The organism is Streptomyces sp. SAS_272 (genome assembly GCF_052543235.1).
This window is the reverse complement of record NZ_JBMNDR010000083.1, coordinates 16,580-40,876: the sequence shown is the minus strand read 5'-3', so window position 1 is coordinate 40,876 and position 24,297 is coordinate 16,580. Positions and strand designations below refer to the sequence as shown.

The 24,297-nt window shown below is 71.5% G+C and carries 23 protein-coding genes and 1 pseudogene; 15 read left to right on the top strand and 9 right to left on the bottom strand.

Translation table 11 applies throughout. From position 1 onward, the window contains the following. Positions 1 to 164: 164 nt before the first annotated feature. Together ACN6LD_RS33965 and gndA are read left to right on the top strand one after the other, a co-directional pair. Positions 165 to 671, top strand: coding sequence for a MarR family winged helix-turn-helix transcriptional regulator (locus tag ACN6LD_RS33965; RefSeq protein WP_319193996.1), 507 nt, complete (start codon positions 165 to 167; stop codon positions 669 to 671). Between the two features lie 155 nt (positions 672 to 826). After that, complete coding sequence (gndA, locus tag ACN6LD_RS33960; protein ID WP_445045165.1) at positions 827 to 2,266, top strand: NADP-dependent phosphogluconate dehydrogenase; 1,440 nt, start codon at positions 827 to 829, stop codon at positions 2,264 to 2,266. A 98-nt stretch (positions 2,267 to 2,364) separates the two neighbouring features. Here the strand turns inward: gndA and ACN6LD_RS33955 are convergent, their stop codons facing one another. The 3 genes from ACN6LD_RS33955 to ACN6LD_RS33945 all read right to left on the bottom strand — a co-directional run bounded on the left by ACN6LD_RS33955 (position 2,365) and on the right by ACN6LD_RS33945 (position 5,854). Beyond that, on the bottom strand, positions 2,365 to 3,810 hold the full coding sequence (locus ACN6LD_RS33955; protein ID WP_319193994.1) for a glyceraldehyde-3-phosphate dehydrogenase: 1,446 nt from the start codon (positions 3,808 to 3,810) through the stop codon (positions 2,365 to 2,367). A 171-nt stretch (positions 3,811 to 3,981) separates the two neighbouring features. Further along, the gene (locus ACN6LD_RS33950) at positions 3,982 to 5,424 is read right to left on the bottom strand and encodes an MFS transporter (protein ID WP_319193992.1); all 1,443 of its coding nucleotides are present in this window, start codon (positions 5,422 to 5,424) and stop codon (positions 3,982 to 3,984) included. Between the two features lie 28 nt (positions 5,425 to 5,452). Next, positions 5,453 to 5,854: a DUF3291 domain-containing protein gene (locus tag ACN6LD_RS33945; RefSeq protein WP_319193990.1), complete on the bottom strand. Its 402-nt coding sequence runs from the start codon at positions 5,852 to 5,854 to the stop codon at positions 5,453 to 5,455. A gap of 118 nt (positions 5,855 to 5,972) precedes the next feature. Between ACN6LD_RS33945 and ACN6LD_RS33940 the strand changes: the two genes are divergently transcribed. Together ACN6LD_RS33940 and ACN6LD_RS33935 are read left to right on the top strand one after the other, a co-directional pair. Continuing rightward, complete coding sequence (locus tag ACN6LD_RS33940; protein WP_319193988.1) at positions 5,973 to 6,590, top strand: MerR family transcriptional regulator; 618 nt, start codon at positions 5,973 to 5,975, stop codon at positions 6,588 to 6,590. Between the two features lie 382 nt (positions 6,591 to 6,972). Then, entirely contained in the window at positions 6,973 to 7,371 is a 399-nt protein-coding gene (locus ACN6LD_RS33935) for an SseB family protein (RefSeq protein WP_319193986.1), read from the top strand. Positions 7,372 to 7,404: 33 nt separating this feature from the next. On the opposite strand, the gene ACN6LD_RS33930 is transcribed toward ACN6LD_RS33935, so the two are convergent. From ACN6LD_RS33930 to ACN6LD_RS33905, 6 genes are all read right to left on the bottom strand, one after another. Then, positions 7,405 to 7,797: a MarR family winged helix-turn-helix transcriptional regulator gene (locus tag ACN6LD_RS33930; RefSeq protein WP_319193983.1), complete on the bottom strand. Its 393-nt coding sequence runs from the start codon at positions 7,795 to 7,797 to the stop codon at positions 7,405 to 7,407. An 82-nt stretch (positions 7,798 to 7,879) separates the two neighbouring features. Then, the gene (locus ACN6LD_RS33925) at positions 7,880 to 8,227 is read right to left on the bottom strand and encodes a VOC family protein (protein ID WP_319193982.1); all 348 of its coding nucleotides are present in this window, start codon (positions 8,225 to 8,227) and stop codon (positions 7,880 to 7,882) included. Between the two features lie 610 nt (positions 8,228 to 8,837). Next, a complete protein-coding gene (locus ACN6LD_RS33920) occupies positions 8,838 to 9,872 on the bottom strand; it encodes a LacI family DNA-binding transcriptional regulator (RefSeq protein ID WP_319193980.1) in 1,035 nt (344 codons plus the stop codon). After that, positions 9,869 to 10,774, bottom strand: a complete 906-nt coding sequence (locus ACN6LD_RS33915) for a carbohydrate ABC transporter permease (protein WP_319193979.1) — start codon at positions 10,772 to 10,774, stop codon at positions 9,869 to 9,871. Before ACN6LD_RS33915 ends, ACN6LD_RS33920 begins: the two co-directional genes overlap by 4 nt. Next, the gene (locus ACN6LD_RS33910) at positions 10,771 to 11,694 is read right to left on the bottom strand and encodes a carbohydrate ABC transporter permease (protein WP_319193977.1); all 924 of its coding nucleotides are present in this window, start codon (positions 11,692 to 11,694) and stop codon (positions 10,771 to 10,773) included. The genes ACN6LD_RS33915 and ACN6LD_RS33910 overlap by 4 nt, the downstream gene beginning before the upstream one ends. Then, positions 11,691 to 13,010 (bottom strand): ABC transporter substrate-binding protein, encoded by a 1,320-nt coding sequence (locus ACN6LD_RS33905; protein ID WP_319193975.1) that lies wholly within the window; start codon positions 13,008 to 13,010, stop codon positions 11,691 to 11,693. The genes ACN6LD_RS33910 and ACN6LD_RS33905 overlap by 4 nt, the downstream gene beginning before the upstream one ends. Positions 13,011 to 13,169: 159 nt before the next feature. On the opposite strand from ACN6LD_RS33905, the gene ACN6LD_RS33900 reads away from it, so the two are divergent. From ACN6LD_RS33900 to ACN6LD_RS33850, 11 genes and pseudogenes are all read left to right on the top strand, one after another. Next, complete coding sequence (locus tag ACN6LD_RS33900) at positions 13,170 to 15,191, top strand: beta-galactosidase (protein WP_445045164.1); 2,022 nt, start codon at positions 13,170 to 13,172, stop codon at positions 15,189 to 15,191. 102 nt (positions 15,192 to 15,293) lie between these two features. Next, positions 15,294 to 16,862, top strand: a complete 1,569-nt coding sequence (locus ACN6LD_RS33895) for a glycoside hydrolase family 53 protein (RefSeq protein WP_445045163.1) — start codon at positions 15,294 to 15,296, stop codon at positions 16,860 to 16,862. Positions 16,863 to 17,069: 207 nt separating this feature from the next. Next, positions 17,070 to 17,357, top strand: a complete 288-nt coding sequence (locus ACN6LD_RS33890; protein ID WP_319196168.1) for a helix-turn-helix domain-containing protein — start codon at positions 17,070 to 17,072, stop codon at positions 17,355 to 17,357. A 128-nt stretch (positions 17,358 to 17,485) separates the two neighbouring features. Continuing rightward, positions 17,486 to 18,445 carry an SMP-30/gluconolactonase/LRE family protein gene (locus ACN6LD_RS33885; RefSeq protein WP_445045162.1) on the top strand — a complete coding sequence of 320 codons (960 nt, stop codon included), beginning with the start codon at positions 17,486 to 17,488 and terminating at the stop codon, positions 18,443 to 18,445. Positions 18,446 to 18,587: 142 nt separating this feature from the next. Then, entirely contained in the window at positions 18,588 to 19,043 is a 456-nt protein-coding gene (crcB, locus tag ACN6LD_RS33880; RefSeq protein ID WP_445045161.1) for a fluoride efflux transporter CrcB, read from the top strand. Beyond that, a pseudogene (locus tag ACN6LD_RS33875) lies at positions 19,040 to 19,372 on the top strand (DUF190 domain-containing protein); the annotation flags it as partial. The gene crcB (ACN6LD_RS33880) and the pseudogene ACN6LD_RS33875, both read left to right, overlap by 4 nt. Before the next feature lie 128 nt (positions 19,373 to 19,500). Further along, positions 19,501 to 19,866 carry a fluoride efflux transporter CrcB gene (gene crcB, locus ACN6LD_RS33870; RefSeq protein ID WP_445045160.1) on the top strand — a complete coding sequence of 122 codons (366 nt, stop codon included), beginning with the start codon at positions 19,501 to 19,503 and terminating at the stop codon, positions 19,864 to 19,866. Positions 19,867 to 19,961: 95 nt separating this feature from the next. After that, the gene (locus ACN6LD_RS33865; protein WP_319196161.1) at positions 19,962 to 20,798 is read left to right on the top strand and encodes an undecaprenyl-diphosphate phosphatase; all 837 of its coding nucleotides are present in this window, start codon (positions 19,962 to 19,964) and stop codon (positions 20,796 to 20,798) included. A gap of 164 nt (positions 20,799 to 20,962) precedes the next feature. Further along, positions 20,963 to 21,640 carry a FadR/GntR family transcriptional regulator gene (locus ACN6LD_RS33860; RefSeq protein WP_319196160.1) on the top strand — a complete coding sequence of 226 codons (678 nt, stop codon included), beginning with the start codon at positions 20,963 to 20,965 and terminating at the stop codon, positions 21,638 to 21,640. Next, a complete protein-coding gene (locus tag ACN6LD_RS33855; RefSeq protein ID WP_319196159.1) occupies positions 21,637 to 23,076 on the top strand; it encodes an amino acid permease in 1,440 nt (479 codons plus the stop codon). The genes ACN6LD_RS33860 and ACN6LD_RS33855 overlap by 4 nt, the downstream gene beginning before the upstream one ends. A 44-nt stretch (positions 23,077 to 23,120) precedes the next feature. Next, complete coding sequence (locus ACN6LD_RS33850; protein ID WP_319196170.1) at positions 23,121 to 24,137, top strand: asparaginase; 1,017 nt, start codon at positions 23,121 to 23,123, stop codon at positions 24,135 to 24,137. Positions 24,138 to 24,297: the final 160 nt, after the last annotated feature.

Sequence of the window (24,297 nt, the reverse complement as noted above, 5' to 3'; positions counted from 1 at the left end):
GGCGTGGGAGCCGCCGCCCGGCGCGCGGGGCGGCGGCCCCCGGAGGCGGGTGCTCGGCCGGCGCTTCGTCCCGCCCCCACGTCCGACGCGCCTCGGCCGACCCGTGATCCGGCCGCCCGCCGCGAGCGGACCGATCGCCGGAAAGCACCCCGTACTGTGTGCGCATGCCCACGACGCCCCGGTGGCTGAACGCCGACGAACGACGAGCCTGGCTGGCCTACATCGAGTTCTCCACCCTGCTGTCCGACCACCTGAACCGGCAGCTGAGGCGCGACGCGGGCATGACGCACGCCGACTACAGCCTGCTGACCTACCTCTCCATGGCCCCGGAGAACACACTCGGCATGTCCGACCTCGCGCAGCGGCTGAAGATCACCCGCAGCCGGCTCACCCACGCGGTGAGCCGGCTGCGCGACGTCGGCCTCGTGGACCGCCGGGAGGACCCCGCCGACGGCCGCGGCCAGCTCGCCTGCCTCACCGACGCGGGCAGGGCCCTGCTGGTGGAGGTGGCCCCCGGCCATGTCGAGGCCGTGCGCCGGGCGGTGTTCGACGCGCTCACCCCCGAGCAGGTGCGGCATTTCGCGGAGATCGGCGAGGCGATCAGCGAGGCCCTGCACCGGGCCGAGAGCACCGAGGCCGACCCCGCGGCGCTGCCCTGGCGACGCCGGTAGACACGGCCGGCGGATCGGAGCGCGGCGGCCCCGGCGATCGGCTGTTCAGGCTTGTTCGGCGGCGAATCGAGAAGAACCGGCCGACGGTCCGTACCTGGGGGTACCGGGGGCCGCCCGCCCCTCCGACCGCGCCATCGATCCAAGGGACGTACCTCGTGAACGCAACCGCCGCCATCGGCGTCACCGGCCTCGGCGTGATGGGCCGCAACCTCGCGCGCAACTTCGCCCGCAACGGCTACACCGTCGCCGTCCACAACCGCAGCGTCGGGCGCACCCGTGCGCTGATCGAGGAGTTCGGCCACGAGGGCGCCTTCGTCCCCGCCGAGTCCGCCGCCGACTTCGTGGCGGCGCTCGAACGTCCCCGACGACTGATGATCATGGTGCAGGCGGGCGAGGTCACCGACGCGGTCATCGAGGAGTTCGCCCCGCTCCTGGAGCCCGGCGACATGATCATCGACGGTGGCAACGCCCACTACGCAGACACCCGCCGCCGCGAGGAGTCCCTGCGCGAGCGCGGCCTGCACTTCGTCGGCGCCGGTGTCTCCGGCGGCGAGGAGGGCGCGTTGAACGGGCCGGCCGTCATGGTCGGCGGCTCCCCCGAGTCGTACGACGTCCTCGGCCCGATGTTCGAGTCCATCAGCGCGAAGGTCGACGGCGAGCCCTGCGCCACCCACATCGGCACCGACGGCGCCGGGCACTTCGTGAAGATGGTGCACAACGGCATCGAGTACGCCGACATGCAGCTCATCGCCGAGGCGTACGACCTGCTGCGCCAGGTCGCCGGCTACACCCCGGCCGAGATCGCCGGCATCTTCCGCACCTGGAACGAGGGCCGGCTCGGCTCCTACCTCATCGAGATCACCGCCGAGGTGCTCGCCCACACCGACGCCGATACCGGACGGGCCTTCGTCGACGTCGTCGTCGACGCCGCCGGTCAGAAGGGCACCGGCCGCTGGACCGTGCAGACCGCCCTGGATCTCGGCTCTCCGGTCACCGCCATCGCCCAGGCCACGTTCGCCCGGGCCTCCTCCGGCCAGCGCGAACTGCGCGCCGCGTACGCCGGACTTCCCGGCGGCACCACGCCCCCGCTCAGTCGCACCGAGGCCTCGCGCTTCACCTCGCAGGTCGAGCACGCCCTGTACGCCTCGAAGGTCATCGCCTACGACCAGGGCTGGAAGATGATCCAGGACGCGGCGGAACAGTTCGGCTGGAAGATCGACCTGGGCGCGGTCGCGCGGATCTGGCGTGGCGGCTGCATCATCCGTGCCTCGTTCCTCGACCGCATCCGCGCCGCGTACGCGGCCGACCCGAAGCTGGTCAGCCTGCTCGGCGAGATGGAGTTCGCCATGGAGATCACCGACGCCCAGGTGCCCTGGCGGGAGACCGTGGCCTCCGCCGCCCGCCGCGGCATCCCGGTGCCGGCCTTCTCCGCCGCGCTCGCCCACTACGACACCCTCCGCGCGGAGCGGCTGCCGGCCGCCCTGCTCCAGGGACAGCGCGACTACTTCGGCGCGCACACCTACGGCCGCACCGACCGTCCGGGGGCCTTCCACACCCACTGGGCCGAGCCGGGCCGCCCGGAGACGTCCGCCTGACGGATCCTGGGAACGGCGGAGCGGGGCGCCCGTCGGGTGCCCCGCTCCGCCGCCCGCGGTCCGGTGACCTGTTCCGGCGGCAGCCGGTCAGGCGCCTGTCAGGCGCTGGTCGCCGGGAAGGTCGGGTACTCCACGCCCGAGACGTGCTGGACGACGCGGACGACCTGGCAGGAGTAGCCGAACTCGTTGTCGTACCAGAGGTAGAGGATCGCGTTGTCGCCGTCGACCTTGGTGGCGCCGGCGTCGATGATCGAGGCGTGGCGCGAGCCGATGAAGTCCATGGAGACCGCGTCCGGCGCCGTGGTGAAGTCGATCTGACGGCGCAGCGGCGAGGTCAGCGAGACCCCGCGCAGGTACTCGAGGACCTCCTCGCGGTCCGTCTCCCGGCCGAGCCGCAGGCTCAGGATGGCGATCGAGACGTCCGGCACCGGGACCCGGATCGAGCTGCCGGTGATGGGCGCGTCGAGGTCGGGCAGCGCCTTGGCGACCGCGGACGCGGCGCCGGTCTCGGTGATGACCATGTTCAGCGGCGCCGAACGGCCGCGGCGGTCGGCCTTGTGGTAGTTGTCCAGCAGGTTCTGGTCGTTGGTGAACGAGTGGACGGTCTCCACGTGGCCGCGCAGCACGCCGTACTCGTCGGCCATCGCCTTCAGCGGCGGGACGATCGCGTTGGTGGTGCAGGACGCGCAGGACAGGATCCGCTCGTCCGGCTTGACGGTGTCGTGGTTGACGCCGTGCACGATGTTCGGGACGTCGCCCTTGCCGGGCGCGGTCAGGACCACCTTGTCGACACCGGGACGCAGGTGCTTGGACAGACCCTCGCGGTCGCGCCACTTGCCGGTGTTGTCGATCAGGATGGCGTTGTCGATGCCGTACGCCGTGTAGTCGACCTCGGACGGGTCGTCGGCGTAGATGACCGTGATCTCGTTGCCGTTGGCGATGATCCTGTTGCTGGCCTCGTCGACCGTGATCGTGCCCTGGAACTGGCCGTGCACGGAGTCGCGGCGCAGCAGGGAGGCCCGCTTGACGAGATCCTGCTCGCCGCCGCCGCGGACCACGATGGCGCGCAGCCGAAGCCCGTTGCCGGAGCCCGACTTCTCGATGAGCAGCCGGGCCACGAGGCGGCCGATGCGGCCGAACCCGTACAGCACGACGTCGCGGGGCTCGCGGCGGTCGATCTTGTTCGCGCCGGTGGCGCCGGCGACGGCCTCGGCGGTGAAGTCGCGCACCGACAGACCGCGGTCGTCGGCCCGGTGGCTCTCGGCGAGGATGCCGAGGTCGATCTGGGACGGACCGAGGTCGAGCGAGGTGAGGGCCTCCAGGTACGGCAGCGTCTCGGTGACCGAGAGCTCCTCGCCCGCGATCTGCCGGGCGAACCGGTGGGTCTTGAGGATGCTGACCACCGACTTGTTCACCAGGGAGCGGCTGTGCAGCAGGATTGTCACGTCCCGCTCGCGGTGCAGCTTCCCGATCATCGGGATCATCGACTCCGCGATCTCCTCGCGGTTCTTCCAGTCAGTGAACGAATCGTCGTTGAGCGTCACGGGCCTATCTTTCGAGCTAGGTGGCGCTCATATGCTAACCCCACGGCTTTTCGATCATTCAAGCGGGCCCGCGCTCAGGTGTGCAGGGGTGCGGTCGCCGCACGGACGGCCGGGGCGGGAGCCCTGGCGGGGAACGCGAAGGCGTCCGCCCGGGCCGCCGGCCGGGGGGCGTCAGGCCTGCTCGGAGGGCTGCTGCCGACGCGGGATGCCGAGCGCGCACACGGCGCCGGCGAAGACGACCGTCACGCCCGTCCAGACCGCGGGATGCAGCCCGTCCACGAACTGCCGCGGGTCCCCGGTGCTGCCGTGGCCCACGAAGACCGTGCTCAGCACGGCGATGCCGAGGGCGCCGCCTATCTCGCGGACCGTGGAGTTGGCGCCGGAGGCCTTGCCCGCGTGCTCCCTTGCGACCGAGCCGAGCACCACCGCCGCCGTGGGCGCGAACACGAAGCCCATGCCGACGCCGGCCACGATCATCGGTCCGACCAGGGAGGTGTACGCCGTGTCGACGTCCGCGACCAGGTTGATCCAGCCCAGGCCGACGCCCTGGAGGAAGAGGCCGAGGGCCATCAGCCGGCCGCCGCCCACCCGGTCCGTGAGCAGGCCCGCCACGGGGGCGACGAACATCGGCATCAGCGTCCAGGCCAGGGTGCGCACACCGGCCTCCAGGGGAGTGCGCGCCGGCACGATCTGGAGGTACTGCGCCAGCAGGAACAGGGAGCCGAAGACGCCGAAGTACATCGTCGCCGAGACGACGTTGGTGAGGGTGAAGGACCGGACCCGGTAGAACGACAGCGGCAGCATCGGCTCCGGCGCCCGGGACTCCCATCCGACGAACCCGGCCAGCAGGACCCCGCCCGCCGTGAACACGCCGAGCACCTTCGCCGACGTCCAGCCGTCCGGCTCGCCGTGCACGATCGCCCAGACCACCGCGCACAGCCCGGCCGCCGCCAGCACCATGCCGACCAGGTCGAGGCGCACGCCGGGCAGCGAGCTCTCCCGGAGGGCGAAGAGCACCAGCGGAATCGCGATCAGGCACACCGGCACGTTGATCCAGAAGATCCACCGCCAGTCCAGGCCCTCCACCACCGCGCCGCCCACCACCGGGCCCATCGCGACGGCCAGCCCGCTGACCCCGGACCACACGCCGAGCGCCATGCCGCGCAGCCGGTCCGGCACCGCCTGGGACAGCAGGGTCAGCGACAGCGGCATGACGGCCGCCGCGCCGAAGCCCTGGACCGTGCGGAAGGTGATCAGCTGGGCACTGGTGTCGGCGAGGCCGCAGCCGATGGACGCCAGCGTGAACAGGGCGATTCCGGCGACGAAGACCCGCCGTCGCCCGAACCGGTCGCCGAGCGCTGCGCCGGTCATGAGCAGACAGGCGAAGCTCAGCACGTACGCGCTGACGAACCACTGCAGTTGCTGCGTGTCCGCCTTCAGGTCCACGGCCAGCGTGTGCAGGGCAGTGGAGACGACGAGATTGTCCAGCGCGACCATGAACATGGGCACACTGGCGGCGACGATCGCGAGCCACAGGGGTGTGCGGCGGCGCCCGGCCGGCGGGGCGGAGGCGGCCGGCTCGTCGAGGACCGGGCTCACTTCGGACAGCGTCATGGCGTGGATCTCTCCTGGGCGAGGGGTTTCAGGCACCGGTGCGGGACTGCTCGGCGAGGCGGCGGCGGGCGTCCGTCCAGTCGACGGGCAGGTCCGCCGCCGGGGCCTGCCAGAAGGTGAAGACCGAGTCCCTCATCGTGGACCGCAGTCCGGTCATGATCGATTTGTGTGGTTCGGTCCGCGCGTACGTGTAGAGCGCCTCCTTGTCCTCCCAGGCCGACAGGGTCCAGAAGGTGCGCTTCAGCGGCTGGGCGATCAGCGAGGCGCCGTAGGCGCCCGGCGCGCCGGACACCTGCTTCCATGCGGCCAGCGACTTGAGGAAGAAGCGCGGGACGTCCTTGAACGAGCGGACCTCGAAGCGGGACGCCATGACGAACGCCTCCGCGTCGGGAGCGGGGGTGCTGACGGTGGTCCAGCGCAGGGTGGGCATGGCTGATGCCTTCTCTCCGGCGGCGCGAGGGAATATTGGATACCTCTACTATCTATGTTAGACAGTAGAGGTATCCAGTTTTTCGGGCAAGACCGAGCACCGAACCGGAGCCGATCGCATGCGCATCTCCGAACTGAGCCGCCGCAGCGGCGTCTCCGTGACGACGATCAAGTACTACCTCCGTGAGGGGCTCCTCCCGCCGGGCCGTCAGACGGCCGCCACCCAGGCCGAGTACGACGACCAGCACCTGCGCCGGCTTCGTCTGATCCGCGCGCTGACCGGCGTACGCGGCCTGTCGGTCAGCACCACCCGCGAGGTGCTCGACGCCCTCGCCGAGCACACGGGCGACACCCACCGGCTGCTGGGCCTCGCGCTGGGATCAGTTCGGGTGGGCGAGGAGCCCGCCGAGAACGGACCGGAGGCTGCCGAGGTCGACGAACTCGTCGAGGAGCTTGCCTGGGACGTGCACCAGGCGGCGCCCGCCCGCGCCGTGCTCGCCGAGACCCTGGGCTCCCTGCGTGCGCTCGGCGTCCCGCTCGACTGGCGGACCCTGCTGCCCTACGCGCGGCTCGCCGAGCGCACCGCCGTCCTCGATCTCGACCAACTCGAGTCTCTTGAGAACCCGTTGGAGGCGGCCGAGCGCGCCCTGCTGCTGACCGTCCTCCTGGAGCCCGCGCTGATGGCGCTCAGGCGGCTGGCCCAGGAGAACGAGTCGGCCCGCAGGCACTCTTCCTAGGGCCGTGACCGACTCGGTCGCCCGCCTCGAACGCTGCCCCGCCCGGTCCGGCGCGAGGGCTGCGCCGACGTTCACGGCGCCCTGACCGAAGAGCGGGGCGTGTTCGCGGCGCCGGTGCGCGACGGCCGCGGCGGGGCTGTGGCCGCCGTGGGCGCAGTGGGGCCCGGCTGCCGATCCGTGGAACGGCGGGGCTGCGTCGGGCGGCGGGGCTGCGTCGGACGGCGGGGCTGCGTCGGGCGGCGGGGAGGGGCATCCCGGTCGGCCTCCGCCGCCAGTCGGACCCCCGTGCGCGACGGCCGGACGTCCCCCGCCCGCCGTGCGGGGGATTGAGCCCCGCTCGCTCGGGTACGCGAGCCGGACCGCCGCTACCAGGGGAGACACCATGGAGACGCCCGCACAAGACCGCCACCACAACCCGGCCGCACTGGCGCTGGACGCGCTGGCCCGGGACACCGAGGACACCACGGCACTGGACACGCTCGCGCACTGCGACGTGCTCGTGCCGGTACCCGACGACGCCCTCGACGAGGACATCACCAACCCGGCCACCGTCGCCCTGCCCGTTCTCGAGCAGCCCGGGGGAGCGGCCGTGGTGCCGGTCTTCACCTCGGAGCCGGAGATGGCGGACCTGTTGCCCGAGGTCGACCGCTACCGGCTGGTGCCGCTCGGCGCGCTCGCCGCGCAGTGGCCGACCGGTGAGCTGTCCCTGTCCATCGACGCGGCCGGCGATCACCCGCTGACGCTCACCTCGGAGGGGGTGCGCACCCTGCTCGTCCGCTGAGCGGGGCCGGCCGGGTCCCCTCCGGCCCAGGATCTAGGACCCGGCCAGCATCCGCTCCAGCACCGCCCGCTGCAGGGGCAGGACCTCGGTGTGCAGGTCGCGGCCCTTGCGGGTCAGGGCGACCCAGACCCCGCGCCGGTCCTCCGCGCAGATCGAGCGCTCCACCAGGCCTTCCTTCTCCAGACGGCCGATGAGCCGGGAAAGCGCGCTCTGACTGAGGTGTACGCGTCCGACGAGGTTCTGCACCCGGCACTGGTCGCCCGCCCGGGGAGCCTCGGCGGCGAGGATGTCCAGCACCTCGAAGTCGCTGGCTCCCAGACCGTGCGGATGCAGCTCGCGGTCGATCTCGCACATCGTGCGGGCGTGCACCGACAGGATGTCCCGCCACCGCTCCTCGAGGCCCGTCCCGGCCGTTTTCGCTGCCATACCCGCATGGTAACGCTGTCCGACTTATTTGTTGACGACGCAATTAGTGCGGGTGCATGCAGTGGCTCGACAGGTCCGGCTCTCAGGCGGGGTCCTGGAGGAGCCCCACCAGGTTCCCGTCCGCGTCCTTCACGGAGGCGATGAGCCGGCCGTTGCCGACGTCCTGGACGTCCTGGAGCACCTCTGCTCCCGCCGCCAGCAGGGCCGCGAGACGGTCCTGGATGTCGGTGACGTGCCAGTAGGGGACCGGCCCGGTGAGCCCCTGGGCGTGGCCGTTCGGGTTCAGGCCGACGTCCTGGCCGGCGGCCTTGTACCCGACGTAGTACGGCTCGTCGGCGAACGGCTCGACCCCCAGCAGTGCGGTGAACAGGGCCTTCGCCCGGGCGACGTCCTTGACGGGGTAGATGATCGTCTGCAGTCCGGCGGCCATGACGCTCTCCTCGGTGAAGTGGTGCGGTACCCGGGAGCACCTCCGTGTTCCCGTGTTCCCACGCTAGGACGAGGGCGGGGTGGACGGCTTCTCCGATCCTGACCGGTTGCGGCACTCCGGCCGGTCTCCCGACCCGCGTCCTGGCTCCGCCGTCCGGGCGGGGCCGTACCGCCGCAGGCCCGCAGGCCCGCATGCACGCCCGCCCCGCACTCCGAGCCCAGGCCGGGGGCGGGCTGCCGTCACGGGCCCTCCGCCCCTGCCTGCCCCTGCCTCCGGCCCCGGCGCGAGGCGTCGGACGCGGCCCTTGCGGCGTCCGTCGCGGACGCCGAAGAGGAGACGCCGGCCCTGTCCGCCGTACGGGCGAGGCCGGGCGGACCCGATGCCGGCGGGCTCCGGATCAGCGAACCCGACGCCATGGCCGGGAGAGCTCCGGATCAGGGACCTCGATGCCCGGCGGTCTCCGGATCAACGGATCCGACGCCCCGGGGACTCCGGATCAGCGCCCTGCGTGCCGGGCGGGTCCCGAGGTCGGTTATCGGGCCCGGAGGTCAGCTCGCGGACCCCGAGGCGTCGGTTTTCGGGCCCGGAGGTCAGCTCGCGGACCCCGAGGTCAGGTGGACTCCCGCCGGACCAGTTCCGTCGGAAGGATCACCGCCGCCGGGTCCTCGCCGCCGATCTGGGCGAGGAGCACGCGGACCATCTCGCTGCTGATCCGGTCCCAGGGCTGGCGGATGGTGGTGAGGGTGGGACTGGCCGCGGTCGCCGCCGGGGAATCGTCGAACCCGCCGACCGCCACGTCCTGCGGCACCCGCCGCCCCGCCCGGCGCAGCGCCGTCAGCACGCCCTGCGCCATCAGGTCGGACGCGACGAACACCGCGTCCAGCTCCGGGGCCTGGGTCAGCAGCAGCTCCGCGCCCGCCTCGCCGCTCGCCCGGCTGTAGTCGCCGGACACGACCAGCCGTTCGTCGTACGGGACGCCCGCCTCGGCGAGCACCTCCCGGTAACCGGCGAGCCGCTCCACGCCGCCCGGCGTGTCCAGCGGGCCGGTGACCACGCCGATCCTCCGACGGCCCTGCGCCAGCAGATGCCGCACCATGTCCCGGGCGCCGTCGCGGTCGTCGGCGGCCACATAGCTCACCTTGGAGCCGATCCCGATCGGCTTGCCGCAGGCGACCAGCGGCACCCCGGCCTCCCGCAGCTCGGTGGCGATCGGGTCCCCGGAGTGACTGGAGACCAGCAGCACCCCGTCGACGTGCCCGGCGGTGATGTACCGGGTGATGCGCCGGCGTTCGTCCTCGGTGCCGGCCAGCATCAGCAGGAGGGGCACGTCGTGCGCGGCCAGCGCCTGAGTGCAGCCGCGCAGCAGGACATTGAAGTTGGGATCCTCGAAGAACCGCTCCTGCGGCTCCGTGAGCAGGAAGCCGACGGAGTCGGACCGGCCGGTGATCAGCGAACGGGCGTGCCGGTTGACGACGTAACCCGTCCTGCGGATGGCGGCGTTGACCGCCTCCGCGGCCGCCGGGCTGACGTAGTGCCCGCCGTTGAGCACCCGCGAGACGGTGCCCCGGGAGACTCCCGCCTCGCGCGCCACGTCGTGGATGGTCGGCGGTCTGCGCCGGCCCCCCGCACCATTGTTCATGGTCATGACTTTACGGCTCCGGACAGCAGATCCAGGCTCCAGAACCGTTGTACCACCAGGAACAGCGCCACCAGCGGGATCACCGCGAGGAACGCCCCGGTGATCACCAGTGTGTACAGCGCGGGCTGGTTGGCCCCCTGCTCCAGCAACGTGAACAGGCCGAGGGTGATCGGGAACTTCTCGTCGTCGCTGAGCATGATGTACGGCAGCAGGAAGTTGTTCCACACCGCCACGAACTGGAACAGGAACACCGTCACCAGCCCGGGGACCATCATCGGCAGGGCGATCCGGCTGAAGATCCGCCACTCGCTCGCCCCGTCCATCCGCCCGGCCTCCACCACGTCGGCGGGCACGGCCGCGGCCGCGTAGATACGCGCGAGGTAGACCCCGTAGGGCGAGAGGATCTGCGGCAGCAGCACGGACCAGTACGAGTCCGTGAGGTCGGCCCGGGCCAGCAGCAGGTATTGCGGCACGGCCAGGATGATCGGCGGCATCAGCACGCCCGCGAGCAGGATGTTGAAGATCGACTCCCGGCCGCGGAAGCGGTAGACGGCGAGCGCGTAGCCGCTGAACGCCGACACGCACGTCGACGACAGCGCGCCGAGACCCGCGTACAGCGCCGAGTTGCCCATCCACGTCCAGTACACGCCGTCGCGGTAGGAGTCGAGGTCCTGGAGGTTGTCGGCGAAGCCCGTGCCCGGCAGGAAGGTGAACGTGGAGAACAGCTCCCGGCCGGACTTGGTGGACGCGACGACCACCCAGGCGACCGGCAGGAGGCAGTAGACCGCGCCCAGCAGCAGGGTGACGGTGGGGATCAGGGCGATCCGGCCGCGCAACGGCGGACGCCCGCGTGCGGCGCCGGCAGCGCCGGCGGTGGAGGGGGCCTTGTGGACGGCGAGGGAACTCATGACGCCGCTTCCTGCCTGTTACGGCGGTTCGCGGCCCGCAGGAAGCCGAAGGACAGCACCAGCGTGGCCAGAGCGATGATCACGGCCTCGGCGGCCGCCTGGTACACGTCACCCGTGCCGAACGCGTCCCGGTACACCTTCATCAGCGGACTCCAGGTCGTGGACACGGAGTTGGTGAGCGGCTTGAGGGTGGTCGGCTCGTTGAACACCTGGAGCGTGGCGATGATCGAGAAGAAGAAGGTCAGCACCAGCGAGGGCGCCACCATCGGGATCTTGATCCGCAGCGCGGTCTGCAGCGGGGTGGCGCCGTCCAGCTTCGCCGCCTCGTGCACCTCGGCCGGGATGGCCCGCAACGAGGTGTAGATGACGATCATGTTGAAGCCGGTGCCGCCCCAGACCGCGATGTTCGACAGGGCGAGGTAAAGCGGCCCGCCGTCGAGCAGGTCGGGCTGCGGCAGCCCCAGCTTCTCGAGCACGTAGGAGAACGGGCTGACGTCCGGCAGGTAGAGGAAGCCCCACAGCAGAGCCGCCACGACCCCGGGGACGGCGTACGGGAGGAAGATCGCGAGCCGGGTGAACGGGGCGAGCCGCACCTTCTCGGAGTCGAGCATCAGCGCGAACAGCAGCGCCAGGCCCAGCATGACGGGGACGACGATGCAGCCGTACCCGAGGACGCGCAGCGCACCGTCGAGCAGTTCGCCGTCGGTGAGGGCGTCGGTGTAGTTCTCCAGGCCGGCCCAGACCTCCTTGCGGGCGCCCGAGCCCAGACCGAGGCCCGAGACGCGCACCTTGTGGAAGCTGATCCAGACCGCGTACCCGATGGGCAGGGCGAAGAACAGCGCGAAGAGGACGGTCGCGGGGACGAGGAACGCGTACGGGGCGCCCTTGACCCCGTACGACGTGCGGCGTGCGGTGGTCACTCGGAGACCTCGAAGCCCTGCTTCTTCATGTCGGCGACCGTGGCCGACTGCATCGTGGCGAGGGCGGCGGAGAAGTCCGACTTGTTCTTGGCGGCGGCGCCGAACGCGTCCTTGAAGCTCGTGTAGGCCACGTTCACGTTCGGGCCCCAGGCCGAGGGCGCCGTGGTCTTCGCGATCTCGGCGGCTGTGGTGTAGAAGTCCGCCTGGTTCGAGAAGTAGTCCGGCGGGGTGATGAAGGCGCCGCTGAGCTGCGCGGATGTGGAGGCCGGGTAGATGCCCCCCTCCTTGGCCAGCGCGGTGAGGGCGTCGCCGTCGGTGTTCAGCCAGGCGGCGAACTTCGCGGCGGCGGCCTTGTGCTTCGAGTCCGTGGTCACGGCCGTGGAGGAGCCGCCCCAGCTGCCGGTGACGTTCTCGCCGGCAGACCACTGGGGGAGCGGGGCCATCGCCCACTTGCCCTTGGTGTCGGGCGCGGCGGTGGTCAGCGTGCCCGGCGCCCACACGGCGGAGACCCAGGCGATCTGCTTGCCGGTGTTGAGCGCCTTGTTCCAGGCCGGGGTGTACATCGGCTGGTTGTCGACGGCGCCCTCCTTGACCAGGCCGCCCCAGAAGTCGGCGACCTTCTTGGTGGCCGCGTCGTCGATGCCGACCTTCCACTTGTCTCCGGCGGTGGTCCACCACTTGGCGCCGGCCTGCTGGGCGAGGCCCGCGAAGAGGCCGGAGTCGTTGGCGGAGAACGTGGTGAGGTCGGTGTCCGGGGACTTCTTCTTCAGCGCGCGGGCGGTCTCGGCGAACTGCTCCCAGGTCGTGGGGACGGTCAGCCCGTACTTCTTGAAGAGGTCGGCGCGGTAGTAGAACATCATCGGCCCGATGTCCTGCGGCACCGCGTAGACGGCGTCCGTGCCCAGGGTCGTCTGCTGCCAGACGCCGTCCGCGAACTTGCTCTTCGCGTCGCCGACCTCCTTGCCTATGTCGGCGAGCGCGTCGTTGCTGACCAGCGTCGGCAGCGCCTGGTACTCGGCCTGGACCAGGTCCGGGGCCTTGCCGGCCTTGTGCGCGGTGAGGATCTTGGTGATCAGCGTGTCGCCGGACGCCTGCTTCTTCACCGTGACCGTGATCCGGTCCTTCTTGCCCTGGCCCTTGTTCCACAGGTCGACGACCTTGTCCATGCCGGGCGTCCACGTCCAGTACGTGAGCGAGACCGGACCGGACTCGGCGCCGCCGTCCTCGTCGGACGAGCCGCAGGCGGCGAGGGCGGTGCTGCCCAGTGCGACGGCAACAGCAGTTGCCACGAGGCGTCGGCGCTTCGTGATGGACATGGATCTCTCCCTGACCTGGGTTCTGGTGTCTGTGAGCGTTCACAGTAGAGAAACATCCCGGACACTTGTCAATGGTTGTTGCTGTGCGGTTATGTTGGCCCCGCATCGCTGATGATGTGTGTGCACGTTCCCAAATGATCGATAAAACGGGAGAGATCCATGCCGGAGACCACCCCCCAGGGCCTCACCGGGCTCGCCTTCGGTGGGGACTACAACCCCGAGCAGTGGCCGGAATCCGTCTGGCAGGACGACGTCCGGCTGATGCGGGAGGCCGGCGTCACCATGGTCAGCGTCGGGATCTTCTCCTGGGCCCTCCTCGAACCCTCGCCGGGGGAGTACGACTTCGGCTGGCTCGACCGGGTGATCGACCTGCTGCACGAGCACGGCATCCGCGTCGACCTGGGCACCCCGACCGTGTCGCCGCCGGTCTGGTTCTACCGCCGGCACCCCCACGCACTGCCGGTGACCGCCGAGGGCGTGCGCTACGAGTTCGGCTCCCGCGGCGCGATCTGCCACAGCAACGCGGACTACCGCGCGGCCGCCGCGAACATCACCACGCGCCTGGCCGAGCGCTACGGCGGCCACCCGGCGCTGGCCATGTGGCACGTGCACAACGAGTACGGCGTCCCCGTCTCCGCCTGCTACTGCGACTCCTGCGCCGCCCACTTCCGCCGCTGGCTGCAGACGACGTACGGCACGGTCGACGCCGTCAACGAGGCCTGGGGCACCGCCTTCTGGGGCCAGCGGTACGCGAGCCTCGAGGACGTCAACCCACCGCGTGCCACCCCGACGGTCGGCAACCCGGGCCAGGCCCTCGACTACAAACGGTTCGCCGACGCGACGATGCGCGAGAACTTCCGCACGGAGCGGGACATCCTGCACCGCCTCGCGCCCGGAGTGCCGGTCACGACCAACTTCATGACCGCACTCAGCCAGTGCGACTCCGTCGACTACTGGGCCTGGGGCCGCGAGGTCGACATCGTCACCAACGACCACTACCTGATCACCGACGGCCGCCGTACCCACGTCAACCTCGCCATGGCCGCCGACCTCACCCGGTCCGTCGCGGGCGGCGCCCCCTGGATCCTGCTCGAACACTCCACCTCGGGCGTCAACTGGCAGCCGCGCAACCCCGCCAAGGCCCCCGGCCAGATGGCGCGCAACTCGCTTTCGCACGTGGCGCGCGGCTCCGAGGGCGCCATGTTCTTCCAGTGGCGGCAGTCCCGGCGCGGCGCCGAGAAGTTCCACTCGGCGATGGTCCCGCACGGCGGCACCGACACACGGGTGTGGCGCGAGGTCGTCGAGCTCGGCGCGGCCCTCGACTCCCTGGCCGCGATCCGCGGCACCCGCACCGTCGCCGACGCGGCCGTCCTGTGGGACTGGCACTCCTGGTGGGCGCAGAACCTCGACTGGCGGCCCAGCGAGGACGCCGACCCGCGCGAGCGCGCCGACGCCTACTACGAGGCCCTCCACGACCGGCACCTCACCGTCGACTTCGCCCACCCCGAGGCCGATCTGTCGCGGTACCCGCTGGTCGTGGCGCCCGCCCTGTACCTGATGACGGAGGCGGCCGGCCGCAACCTCACGGAGTACGTGGAGAACGGCGGCACCCTCGTCGTGTCGTACTTCTCCGGCATCGTCGACGAGCACGACGCCGTGCACGAGGGCGCCTACCCCGGCCCGCTGCGCGACGTCCTCGGCCTGACCGTCGAGGAGTTCTCGCCGCTGCTGCCGGGCGAACGCGTGCACGTCGCCGGCCCCGACGGCTCCGAGCTCGAAGGCGACGTGTGGACGGAGTTCGTCACTGCGCACGGCGCCGAGACCGTGTGGACGTACGCCGACGGCCTCGCCGCCGGCCGCCCCGCAGTCACCCGGCACCGCCTCGGCGAGGGGACCGCCTGGTACGTCTCCACCCGCCTCGGCCCCGACGGCCTCGACGCGCTGATCGGCTGCGCAGCCGAGGACGCGGCGATCGCCCCGCGCGCCGAACTGCCCCGGGACGTCGAGGTGGTGCGCCGCTCCGGCGAGACGGGCAGCTACCTCTTCGCGATCAACCACACCGCCGCCGACGTCAAGGTGCCGCTGGAGACTCCCGGCGCCGAACTGCTGACGGGCGAACGAGCCGCCGGCCGCCTCGCGGTCCCGGCGGGAGCCGTACGGGTCGTGCGACTCGACGGCTGAGCCGACTCCCCCTTCGCCCGTGGAGCCGCGAGCCGCGGGCGGAGGGGGCCCTCACCCCACGAGGGAACCCCACCCATCACGTCGAAGGGACGACGGACGACGATGTTCCATCCCAGACGCACGCTCAGGGCCCTGCTGCTGCCGCTCGCCGCGGGCCTCGCCCTCACCGCCCTGCCCGCGCAGACCGCGCAGGCGGCGGCCACGCTGACCAACGGCGGCTTCGAGACGGACGGCACCGGCACCGCCACACCGGCCGGTTGGTCGACGTACTCGGCAACCGGGCAGAACTCCGCCTCCTTCACCGAGTCCGGAGGCCACGGCGGCAGTCACCGCCTCTCGCACTACTCGGCGGCCGCGTACAAGGTCGAGACGTACCAGTACCTCTCCGGGCTCGCCAACGGCGCCTACCGGCTCACCGCCTGGGTGCGCTCCGGCGGCGGCCAGAAGTCCGCGTACATCGCGTTGAAGAACTGCGGCGGCGCCGAGCAGCGCACCGACATCCCGGTCTCCTCCAGCGGATGGATCCGGATCGTCGCCTCCGTCGCGGTGACGAACAACCAGTGCACCGTCAGCGTCACCTCGGACGCCGAAGCCGGGAACTGGATCAACGTCGACGACCTGACCTTCGCGCCGGGTTCCACGGGTCTCGCCGTCAAGGGCTCGGACGTGTCGTCGCTCGTCAAGAGCGAGGCCCTCGGCGGCGTCTACCGCAACAGCTCCGGCACAGCCCAGGACGCACTCGCCGTGCTGCGGAACGCCGGGCAGAACTATGCCCGGCTGAAGGTCTGGGTGAACCCGGCCGACGGCTACAACAACAAGGCCCGGGTCCTGACGGCGGCCAAACGCGTCAAGGCCCGGGGCATGAAGCTCCTGGTGGACTTCCACTACTCGGACACCTGGGCCGACCCGGGAGCGCAGACCGTGCCCACCGCCTGGGCCGGACACTCCTACAGCCAGTTGAAGACGGACGTCTACCAGCACACCTACGACGTGCTCAACGCCCTCAAGGCGCAGGGCACCACCGCCGACATGGTGCAGGTCGGCAACGAGATCAACGGCGGCATGCTGTGGTCGGCGGGCTCCACCGACAACTGGTCACAGCTGGCCGGACTGCTCAACTCGGGCTACTCCGCCGTCAAGGCGGTCGGCTCCGCCACCCCCGTGGCGCTCCACCTCGCCAAGGGCGGGGACCTGGCCGGCACCCGCTGGTGGTTCGACAACGCCGTCTCCCACGGCGTGAAGTTCGACGTCATCGGCCTGTCGTACTACGGCTACTGGCACGGCACGTTCGCCGACTTCCAGACCACCCTCGACGACGCGGCCGCCCGCTACGCCAAGCCGGTCTACGTCGCCGAGACGGCCTACCCCTTCCGGCTCGACAGCGAGGACTCGCACGAGAACATCATCGATCTGTCGAGCGAGCTGGTGTCCGGATACCCGGCCTCCGTCTCCGGTCAGACGCGGTGGATGAACGACGTGGCGAGCATCGTGGAGGCCGTCCCGAACGGCCGCGGGCTCGGCGTCTTCTACTGGGAGTCCACCTGGACGGCCGTCGGCGGCAACGGCTGGGACCCGACCGACGCCTCCTCCGGCAACGGCTGGGAGAACCAGGCCCTGTTCGGCTACGACGACAGGGCGCTGTCCTCGATGTCCTGGTTCGGCCACCGCTGATCCACCGGCCTCGCACAGCGGGGGTCCGGCCGCACTCCCGCGGCCGGGCCCCCGCCCGTGCCCCCACCCCGGCCGGGAACCCCAACGGCCCTGTGAGGCAGGGCCGTTCGATCCGGGACGAGGCTCGCGGAGTTCGGGACACGGCGGGCCCGACTGCGGAAGAGTGGGACGACGCGGTACGAGGAGGCTCGGACGGAGGGGACGACGATGCTGAGGACTCCCGCAAGTGAGCGGCGACTCGACATCCTGGAGTGGTTGAAGGAGCCGGCCCGGCACTTTCCGCGGCCACGACACGGCGACCTCGTCCAGGACGGCGTCACCGCGGACGTCGTCGCGGCGAAACTCGGCGTGCGCCGCCGGGTGGCCGACACCCACCTCGCCCTGCTCGCCGGCGTCGGCCTGTTGCGCGCCAGACGGATCGGACGCCGCACCTACTACCGACGCGACGAGATGCGCATCGCCGAAGTGGCGCGCATGTTCGAGAAGGGCTGGTAGCGGGTGCGGGGGAGAGAATGCAGGATCCGCCGCGCGAAAAGGTCCTGGCGAGAAGCCCGGTGACGACCCGTCGGCGCAGGCGCGCCGCCTGCGAGACCGGCAGTCTCCCCCAACGAAGGACGGATCTCATGGACCGACGGACGGCCCTCGTCCCGCTCCGGTACGTCGCGCTCCCCGGGCACGGCCCCGAGGACGTCGTCGCCGACTGCGCAGGGGGGATCCTGACCGGGGTGGCCGACGGACGGATCCTGCGCGTCGGCGGACTGGACGATCCGACCGCCCGGGTCGAATGCCTCGCCGAGATCGCCGGTCGCCCGCTGGGTCTCGAACTCCTCCCGGACGGCGACCTGTTGGTGTGCTCGGCCGACGGCGCGCTGTTGCGCGTCGACCTCAGCGGCGGCGGCAGGGTCCAGGTGCTGACCGAGACGGCGGCGGGGGAGCGGCTGCGCTTCTGCAGCAATGTCGTCGCCCTGCCCGACGGGACGGTCTACTTCACCGTCTCCAGCCGGGTCCACCCCCTGCGGGACTGGATGGGCGACATCGTCGAGCACAGCGGCACCGGACGCCTGCTGCGTCTGGCGCCCGGCGCCCGCGAGGCCGAAGTCGTCCTGGAGGGGCTGCAGTTCGCCAACGGCCTGGTGCGCGGCGGCGACGACTCGTGTCTGATCGTCGCCGAGACCGGCGCCCGCCGCCTCACCCGCTTCCGGCTCACCGGCCCCCGGGCCGGACAGGCCGAACCGCTCGCCGAGAACCTGCCCGGCTTCCCGGACAACATGTGGCGCGGCGCGCCGGACGGCCCGGTCTGGGTGGCGCTGGCCGGTCCGCGCGTCCCCCCGCTCGGCCTTCTGCACCGCGCGGCGCCTGCCGTACGCCGTCGCGCCGCCCGCCTCGCCCTGCACGTCCCCTACCGCCCCTCCGGCACGACGGGCGTGCTCGCGATCGACGACGACGGCCGGGTCCTGCACCGGCTCACCCGGCGCGGCTCCGGCTTCCGCATGGTCACCAGCGTCTGCGAGACCGGCGGCAGGCTGGTCCTCGGCAGCCTGTGGGAGCGGGGCATCGCGATCTGCGAGGCGCCGGTGATCTAGGGCCTGCCGCGGCTGTCCTGCGACCCGCGCTCCGCCGGCGTGACGTGCCGGAAGGCCCTGGTGCGACGGAGCTACTCTGGTGCCCGGCCGTGATCACTCGGGATCCGGCGGGGCGGGCGGACCGGGCAGGAGACGTGACGACATGACAGCCCCACAGACCCAGGGCCTCCGTGCCGGGGCCCCGCGCGGGACCGCCCGCCCGGGCCGGCTCCCGGTGGTCGCCGTGGTGGCCCTCGGCGGTGGTGTCGGCGCCGCCGCCCGCTACGCCGCGGCCTTGCGGTGGCCCACGGGGGGCGGCGGATTCCCCTGGACGACGTTGTGGGTGAACGTGGTCGGCTGCGCGGTGATCGGCGTCTTCCTCGTGGTGATCACCGAGGTCGTGACGGTCCACCGGCTGGTGCGGCCGTTCTTCGGCACCGGCGTGCTCGGCGGCTTCACCACCTTCTCGACGTACGCCGTCGACGTCCAGAGGCTGCTCGACGCGGGCCGCACCGGCACCGCCCTGGCCTACCTCGCCGCGACCCCGGCCGGGGCGCTCGCCGCGGTGTGGCTCGCGGCCACGGCGACCCGCCGCGTCCTTGCGCGGGGGCGGCGATGACACGGCTCGCCGGCGGCGCCCTGCGGCTGACCGTCTTCGTCGGCGAGAACGACACCTGGCGGCACAGGCCCCTGTACTCGGAGATCGTGCACCGCGCCCACGCGGCCGGTCTCGCCGGGGCCAGCGTCTTCCACGGCGTCGAGGGCTTCGGGGCGTCCTCGGTGATCCACACCTCTCGACTGCTCTCGCTCAGCGAGGACCTGCCGGTCGCCGTCGTGATCGTCGACACGCCGGAACGGGTGGAGGCCTTCCTGCCGCAGCTCGACGAGCTGGTCACGGACGGGCTGGTGGTCCTCGACGAATGCCGTGTCCTCAGATACGCGGGCCGGGACGGAGGCGCTGGCGGGGACGGGGACGGGGGCGGAGGCGGGGACGGGGGCGGAAGCAGGGAAGGGCGTGGAGGCGGGAGCAGCGGCGACGGGCGGGACGATTCGGACATGAAGGGTAAGAACTCGTTGTGAACTGGCTGGTGGTCGTCGCCGGCGGCATGATCGGCGCGCCGCTGCGCTACCTGACCGACCGCGCGGTGCAGACCCGGCACGACTCCGTCTTCCCCTGGGGCACCTTCGTCGTCAACGTCGTCGGCTGCCTGGTCCTCGGTACGCTGACCGGCGCCGCGACCGTCGGCCCCGACCTGCGGTTGTTCCTGGGGACGGGGCTGTGCGGGGCGCTGACCACCTACTCCACCTTCTCGTACGAGACGCTGCGGCTGACCGAGACCGGGGCCGGACTGCAGGCCGCCGCCAACGCCGTCGGGAGCGTGGCCGTGGGGCTGGGGGCCGCGTTCACGGGCGTCGCCCTGGGACAGTGGGCGTGGTCGTGAAGACGTCCGCCAGGTCCCGGGCCTGGTAGGACTGTCTCCGACCCTGGGGCGTCCACCACGCCGTCGACCGATTCGTCTCGTCAGAACTGGATTCCATGAGCGCCATCTCCGTCGGCCAAGCCGTCGTCCTCGGAGCCGTCGAGGGAGTGACCGAGTTCCTCCCCGTCTCCTCCACCGGTCATCTGAAGATCACCGAAGGGCTGATGCACATCCCGGTCGACGACGACGCCGTCGTCGGGTTCTCCGCCGTCATCCAGGTCGGGGCGATCGCCGCGGTGCTCGTCTACTTCCGCAAGGACATCGTGCGGATCGTGTCGGCGTGGTTCCGCGGGCTCCGCGACCGTGAGGAGCGCCACCACCACGACTACAAGTTCGCCTGGTGGGTGATCTACGCGACGATCCCGATCGTGGTGGTCGGCCTCGCCGCCAAGCCGCTCATCGAGGGACCGCTGGCCTCGCTGTGGGTGGTGGCGGGCTCGCTCATCGCCGGCAGCGGCGTGATGTGGGCGGCCGACCAGATGGGCCGGCACAAGCGCGGTGAGGACGACACCTCGTTCAAGGACGCCATGCTCGTCGGCAGCTCCCAGATCCTCGCGCTGCTCTTCCCCGGCTTCTCCCGCTCCGGCGCCACCATGTCCACCGCGCTCATCCTGGACCTGGACCGGGTCGCCGCCACCCGTCTGTCGTTCTTCCTCGGCATCCCCGCCCTCACCGGCGCCGGCATCTACGAGCTGAAGGACGCCCTGGGCACGGGCGCCGGCGCGGCGCCCCTCGCCGTCGGCACGGCGGTGTCCTTCGTGGTCGCCTACGCCTCCATCGCCTGGCTGCTGAAGTTCGTCGCCAAGCACTCCTTCAACGCGTTCGTCGTCTACCGGATCGTGGTCGGACTCGCCCTGTTCGGGCTGCTGGCCTCCGGCACCCTCGACAGCTGAGCCGCCGACCCCCTGCAGGGGCGGGACGTTGCCTTTCAGGCCGCCCGCCCCTGAATTTTTGTCTTCAGCCGCCTTGACAGGGCCCTCGGGCCACCCGGAGTATCTCTCCCGTGAACCTGTCAGACAGCCAGACAGGTGGCGGGATGCCGCGGCGCGTCAGTGCCATGGAAGCGGTGCTCATCCACCTCCGTGGCGCCATCGAACGCGGCGAGTACGCCATCGGCGACAAGCTCCCCTCCGAGGCGGAGCTCTGCCGCACCCTCGAGGTGTCCCGGCCCGTGCTGCGGGAGGCGCTGCGCGCCCTGCAGACCATGGGCCTGACGGTCGCCAAGACCGGCAAGGGCACCTTCGTGGTCGCCAACACCGTCGAGGACCCCACCTTCGGCGACTACGCGGCCAGCGATCTGCTCGAGGTGCGCCGCCACGTCGAGATCCCGGTCGCCGGGTACGCGGCCCGGCGTCGCACCGCGGAGAACCTGGACCATCTCGCCCATCTGCTCGAGCGCATGGAGCGGGAGACGGACACCACCGCGTGGGTCGCGATGGACACCCTCTTCCACCTGGCCGTCGCCGAAGCCGCCCAGAACCCGGTCTTCCGCCGGGTCATCGAGGAGATCCGGGACGCACTGGCGCGTCAGTCGGCCTTCCTCAACGAACTGGGCGGGCGGCGCGAACAGTCCAACCGCGAACACCGGGCGATCGTCGAAGCGCTGATCGACGGTTCCGAGACCGACGCCGTGGAGGCCATGAGCCACCACCTCGACCGCGTCGAGACCACCCTCACCGACATCGTCCGCGCCGCCGGCACGGACGCCCCCCTGGAAGGCGGACCCGAGGCGTGAGCGACCAGCACCTCAAAGACGAGACGCGACCCTCCACCCCTCACGTCGACGCAGGAGACGAGGGCTACAGCAAGTCGCTGAAGTCCCGCCACGTCAACATGATCGCCATCGGCGGGGCCATCGGCACCGGCCTGTTCCTCGGCGCCGGCGGCCGGCTCGCCGACGCCGGACCCTCCCTCTTCATCGCCTACGCGGTCTGCGGGATCTTCGCCTTCCTCGTCGTGCGCGCCCTGGGCGAACTCGTGCTGTACCGCCCCTCGTCGGGCGCCTTCGTGTCGTACGCCCGCGAGTTCATGGGCGAGAAGGGCGCGTACACGGCCGGCTGGATGTACTTCCTCAACTGGGCCACCACCGGCATCGCCGACATCACGGCGGTCGCCACCTACACCCACTACTGGGGCATGTTCTCCGACATACCCCAGTGGGTGATCGCGCTCATCGCCCTGGCCGTGGTCCTCACCGTGAACCTGATCTCCGTGAAGATCTTCGGCGAACTGGAGTTCTGGTTCGCCATCGTCAAGGTCAGCGCCCTGGTGATCTTCATGTGCATCGGGATCTTCCTGCTGGTCACCCAGCACCCGGTGGACGGCGCCACCCCCGGCCCCTCCCTCATCAGCGACAACGGCGGCATCTTCCCCAGCGGCCTGCTGCCCATGCTGCTGATCATTCAGGGCGTCGTCTTCGCCTACGCCTCCGTCGAACTGGTCGGCGTCGCCGCCGGCGAGACCGAGAACCCCGAGAAGATCGTGCCGAAGGCGATCAACTCGATCATGTGGCGGGTGGGCCTGTTCTACGTCGGCTCGGTGGTCCTGCTGTCGATGCTGCTGCCGTGGAACAAGTACACCTCCGGCGAGAGCCCCTTCGTGACGGTCCTGTCCAACGTCGGCATCCCGGCGGCGGGCGGGGTCATGAACCTCGTCGTCCTCACCGCGGCCATGTCCTCGCTCAACTCCGGCCTGTACTCCACCGGGCGCATCCTGCGCTCCATGGCGATGTCGGGCTCCGCGCCGAAGTTCACCTCGGTCATGAGCCGCAGCCAGGTCCCCTACGGCGGCATTCTGCTCACCAGCGGCATCTGCGTCCTCGGCGTGGGCCTGAACTTCGTCGTCCCGGCGGACGCCTTCGAGATCGTCCTGAACTTCGCGGCGATCGGCATCCTCGCCACCTGGGGCATGATCATGATCTGTCACCTCCTCTTCTGGCAGAAGACCCAGAAGGGCGAGCTGACCCGCCCCGGCTACCGACTGCCGGGCTCCCCCTGGACCGAACTCGTGACGCTGTTCTTCCTCGTCTCGGTCCTGGTCCTGATGTACGCCGACGGCGGCGCCGGACGCACCACCGTGCTGTGCCTGCCGCTGATCGCCGCGGCCCTGGTCGCCGGGTGGTACGCCATCCGCCGCAACCTCGCCCGCACCTCCCCCGAGGCCGACGCGTGACCCCGTCGCCGGCCGCCGACCACCCACCAGTGATGCAGGCAGTGATGTACAGCAGTTCCCTCGCAGACGCCCCCGTGATCCGCGAACCCCTCCACGCGCCCGTCGCCCACCTGGTCCGCGGCGGGGTGACCGAGGGCGTCCACTACGGCTCCGTCGTCGTCCTCGGCGCGGGCGGCGCCGTCGAGCTCCAGCTCGGCGACGTCGAGGCCGCCTTCTACCCGCGCTCGGCGCTCAAACCCGTCCAGGCCGTCGCCATGGTCCGGGCCGGGCTGCCGCTCGACGGCGAACTCCTCTCGCTCGCGGCGGCCAGCCACTCCGGCGAGGAACGCCACCTCGCGGGGACCCGGCGCATCCTCGAACTGGCGGGCGTCACGGAGGACGACCTGCGCAACGTCGAAGACCTGCCGTACGCCCCGGCGGTCCGCGACGGCTGGATACGCGAGGGCCGCGAGCCCTCCCGGCTGGCCCAGAACTGCTCCGGCAAGCACGCGGCCATGCTGTACACCTGCAAGCTCAACGGCTGGTCCCTCGACGGCTACCTCGACCCGGCGCACCCGCTCCAGCAGGCGATCGCCGAGATCGTCGAGGACCTCACCGGGCAGCGCATCGCCCGGGTCACCGTCGACGGGTGCGGCGCCCCCCTGTTCTCCGTCTCCCTGCACGGCCTCGCCCGGGCCGTCTCCCGCGTCACCGCCTCCGCGCCCGGCACCCCCGAGGCGCGCGTGGCCGACGCGATGCGCGCCCACGCCGAGATGGCCTCCGGCGCCGGCCGGGACGTCGCGGCCCTGATGCACGCCGTGCCCGGGCTGCTCGCCAAGGACGGCTTCGAGGGCGTCGAGGTCGCCGCGCTCCCCGACGGCCGCGCCGTCGCCGTGAAGATCTCCGACGGCGCGAACCGCGCGCGCGTCCCGGTCACCGCAGCGGCCCTCGTTTGGGCCGGCGTCGACCCGCGCCTGCTCACCGGGTTCGCGGGCGAGCCCCTCCTCGGCGGCGGCGAACCCGTGGGCAGCCTCCGACCCGTCCGGGCACTGGACCCGGTCACCGTGCGGGCCTGCGCCTGACGACTCCGGTGGCCACCGAGTGTGCGCGGTGGCCACCGGCGGACCGCCGGCTCCCCCCGGCGATTCCCGCCACCGCAGACCAGGCCGGGCCCCGCGCCCGGCCGCCGAACCGCCGTTCCGGTCACCCACCGGACGGCGCCCGACCGGGGGGGGGGGGGAG

Bases quoted from the DNA above. Each gene is read 5' to 3' on its own strand.
- ACN6LD_RS33965 (WP_319193996.1), top strand. From the start codon at position 165: ATGCCCACGACGCCCCGGTGGCTGAACGCCGACGAACGACGAGCCTGG.
- ACN6LD_RS33950 (WP_319193992.1), bottom strand. From the start codon at position 5,424: ATGACGCTGTCCGAAGTGAGCCCGGTCCTCGACGAGCCGGCCGCCTCC.
- ACN6LD_RS33945 (WP_319193990.1), bottom strand. From the start codon at position 5,854: ATGCCCACCCTGCGCTGGACCACCGTCAGCACCCCCGCTCCCGACGCG.
- ACN6LD_RS33940 (WP_319193988.1), top strand. From the start codon at position 5,973: ATGCGCATCTCCGAACTGAGCCGCCGCAGCGGCGTCTCCGTGACGACG.
- ACN6LD_RS33935 (WP_319193986.1), top strand. From the start codon at position 6,973: ATGGAGACGCCCGCACAAGACCGCCACCACAACCCGGCCGCACTGGCG.
- ACN6LD_RS33930 (WP_319193983.1), bottom strand. From the start codon at position 7,797: ATGGCAGCGAAAACGGCCGGGACGGGCCTCGAGGAGCGGTGGCGGGAC.
- ACN6LD_RS33925 (WP_319193982.1), bottom strand. From the start codon at position 8,227: ATGGCCGCCGGACTGCAGACGATCATCTACCCCGTCAAGGACGTCGCC.
- ACN6LD_RS33920 (WP_319193980.1), bottom strand. From the start codon at position 9,872: ATGACCATGAACAATGGTGCGGGGGGCCGGCGCAGACCGCCGACCATC.
- ACN6LD_RS33915 (WP_319193979.1), bottom strand. From the start codon at position 10,774: ATGAGTTCCCTCGCCGTCCACAAGGCCCCCTCCACCGCCGGCGCTGCC.
- ACN6LD_RS33905 (WP_319193975.1), bottom strand. From the start codon at position 13,010: ATGTCCATCACGAAGCGCCGACGCCTCGTGGCAACTGCTGTTGCCGTC.
- ACN6LD_RS33900 (WP_445045164.1), top strand. From the start codon at position 13,170: ATGCCGGAGACCACCCCCCAGGGCCTCACCGGGCTCGCCTTCGGTGGG.
- ACN6LD_RS33895 (WP_445045163.1), top strand. From the start codon at position 15,294: ATGTTCCATCCCAGACGCACGCTCAGGGCCCTGCTGCTGCCGCTCGCC.
- ACN6LD_RS33890 (WP_319196168.1), top strand. From the start codon at position 17,070: ATGCTGAGGACTCCCGCAAGTGAGCGGCGACTCGACATCCTGGAGTGG.
- ACN6LD_RS33885 (WP_445045162.1), top strand. From the start codon at position 17,486: ATGGACCGACGGACGGCCCTCGTCCCGCTCCGGTACGTCGCGCTCCCC.
- crcB (WP_445045161.1), top strand. From the start codon at position 18,588: ATGACAGCCCCACAGACCCAGGGCCTCCGTGCCGGGGCCCCGCGCGGG.
- ACN6LD_RS33865 (WP_319196161.1), top strand. From the start codon at position 19,962: ATGAGCGCCATCTCCGTCGGCCAAGCCGTCGTCCTCGGAGCCGTCGAG.
- ACN6LD_RS33860 (WP_319196160.1), top strand. From the start codon at position 20,963: ATGGAAGCGGTGCTCATCCACCTCCGTGGCGCCATCGAACGCGGCGAG.
- ACN6LD_RS33850 (WP_319196170.1), top strand. From the start codon at position 23,121: ATGTACAGCAGTTCCCTCGCAGACGCCCCCGTGATCCGCGAACCCCTC.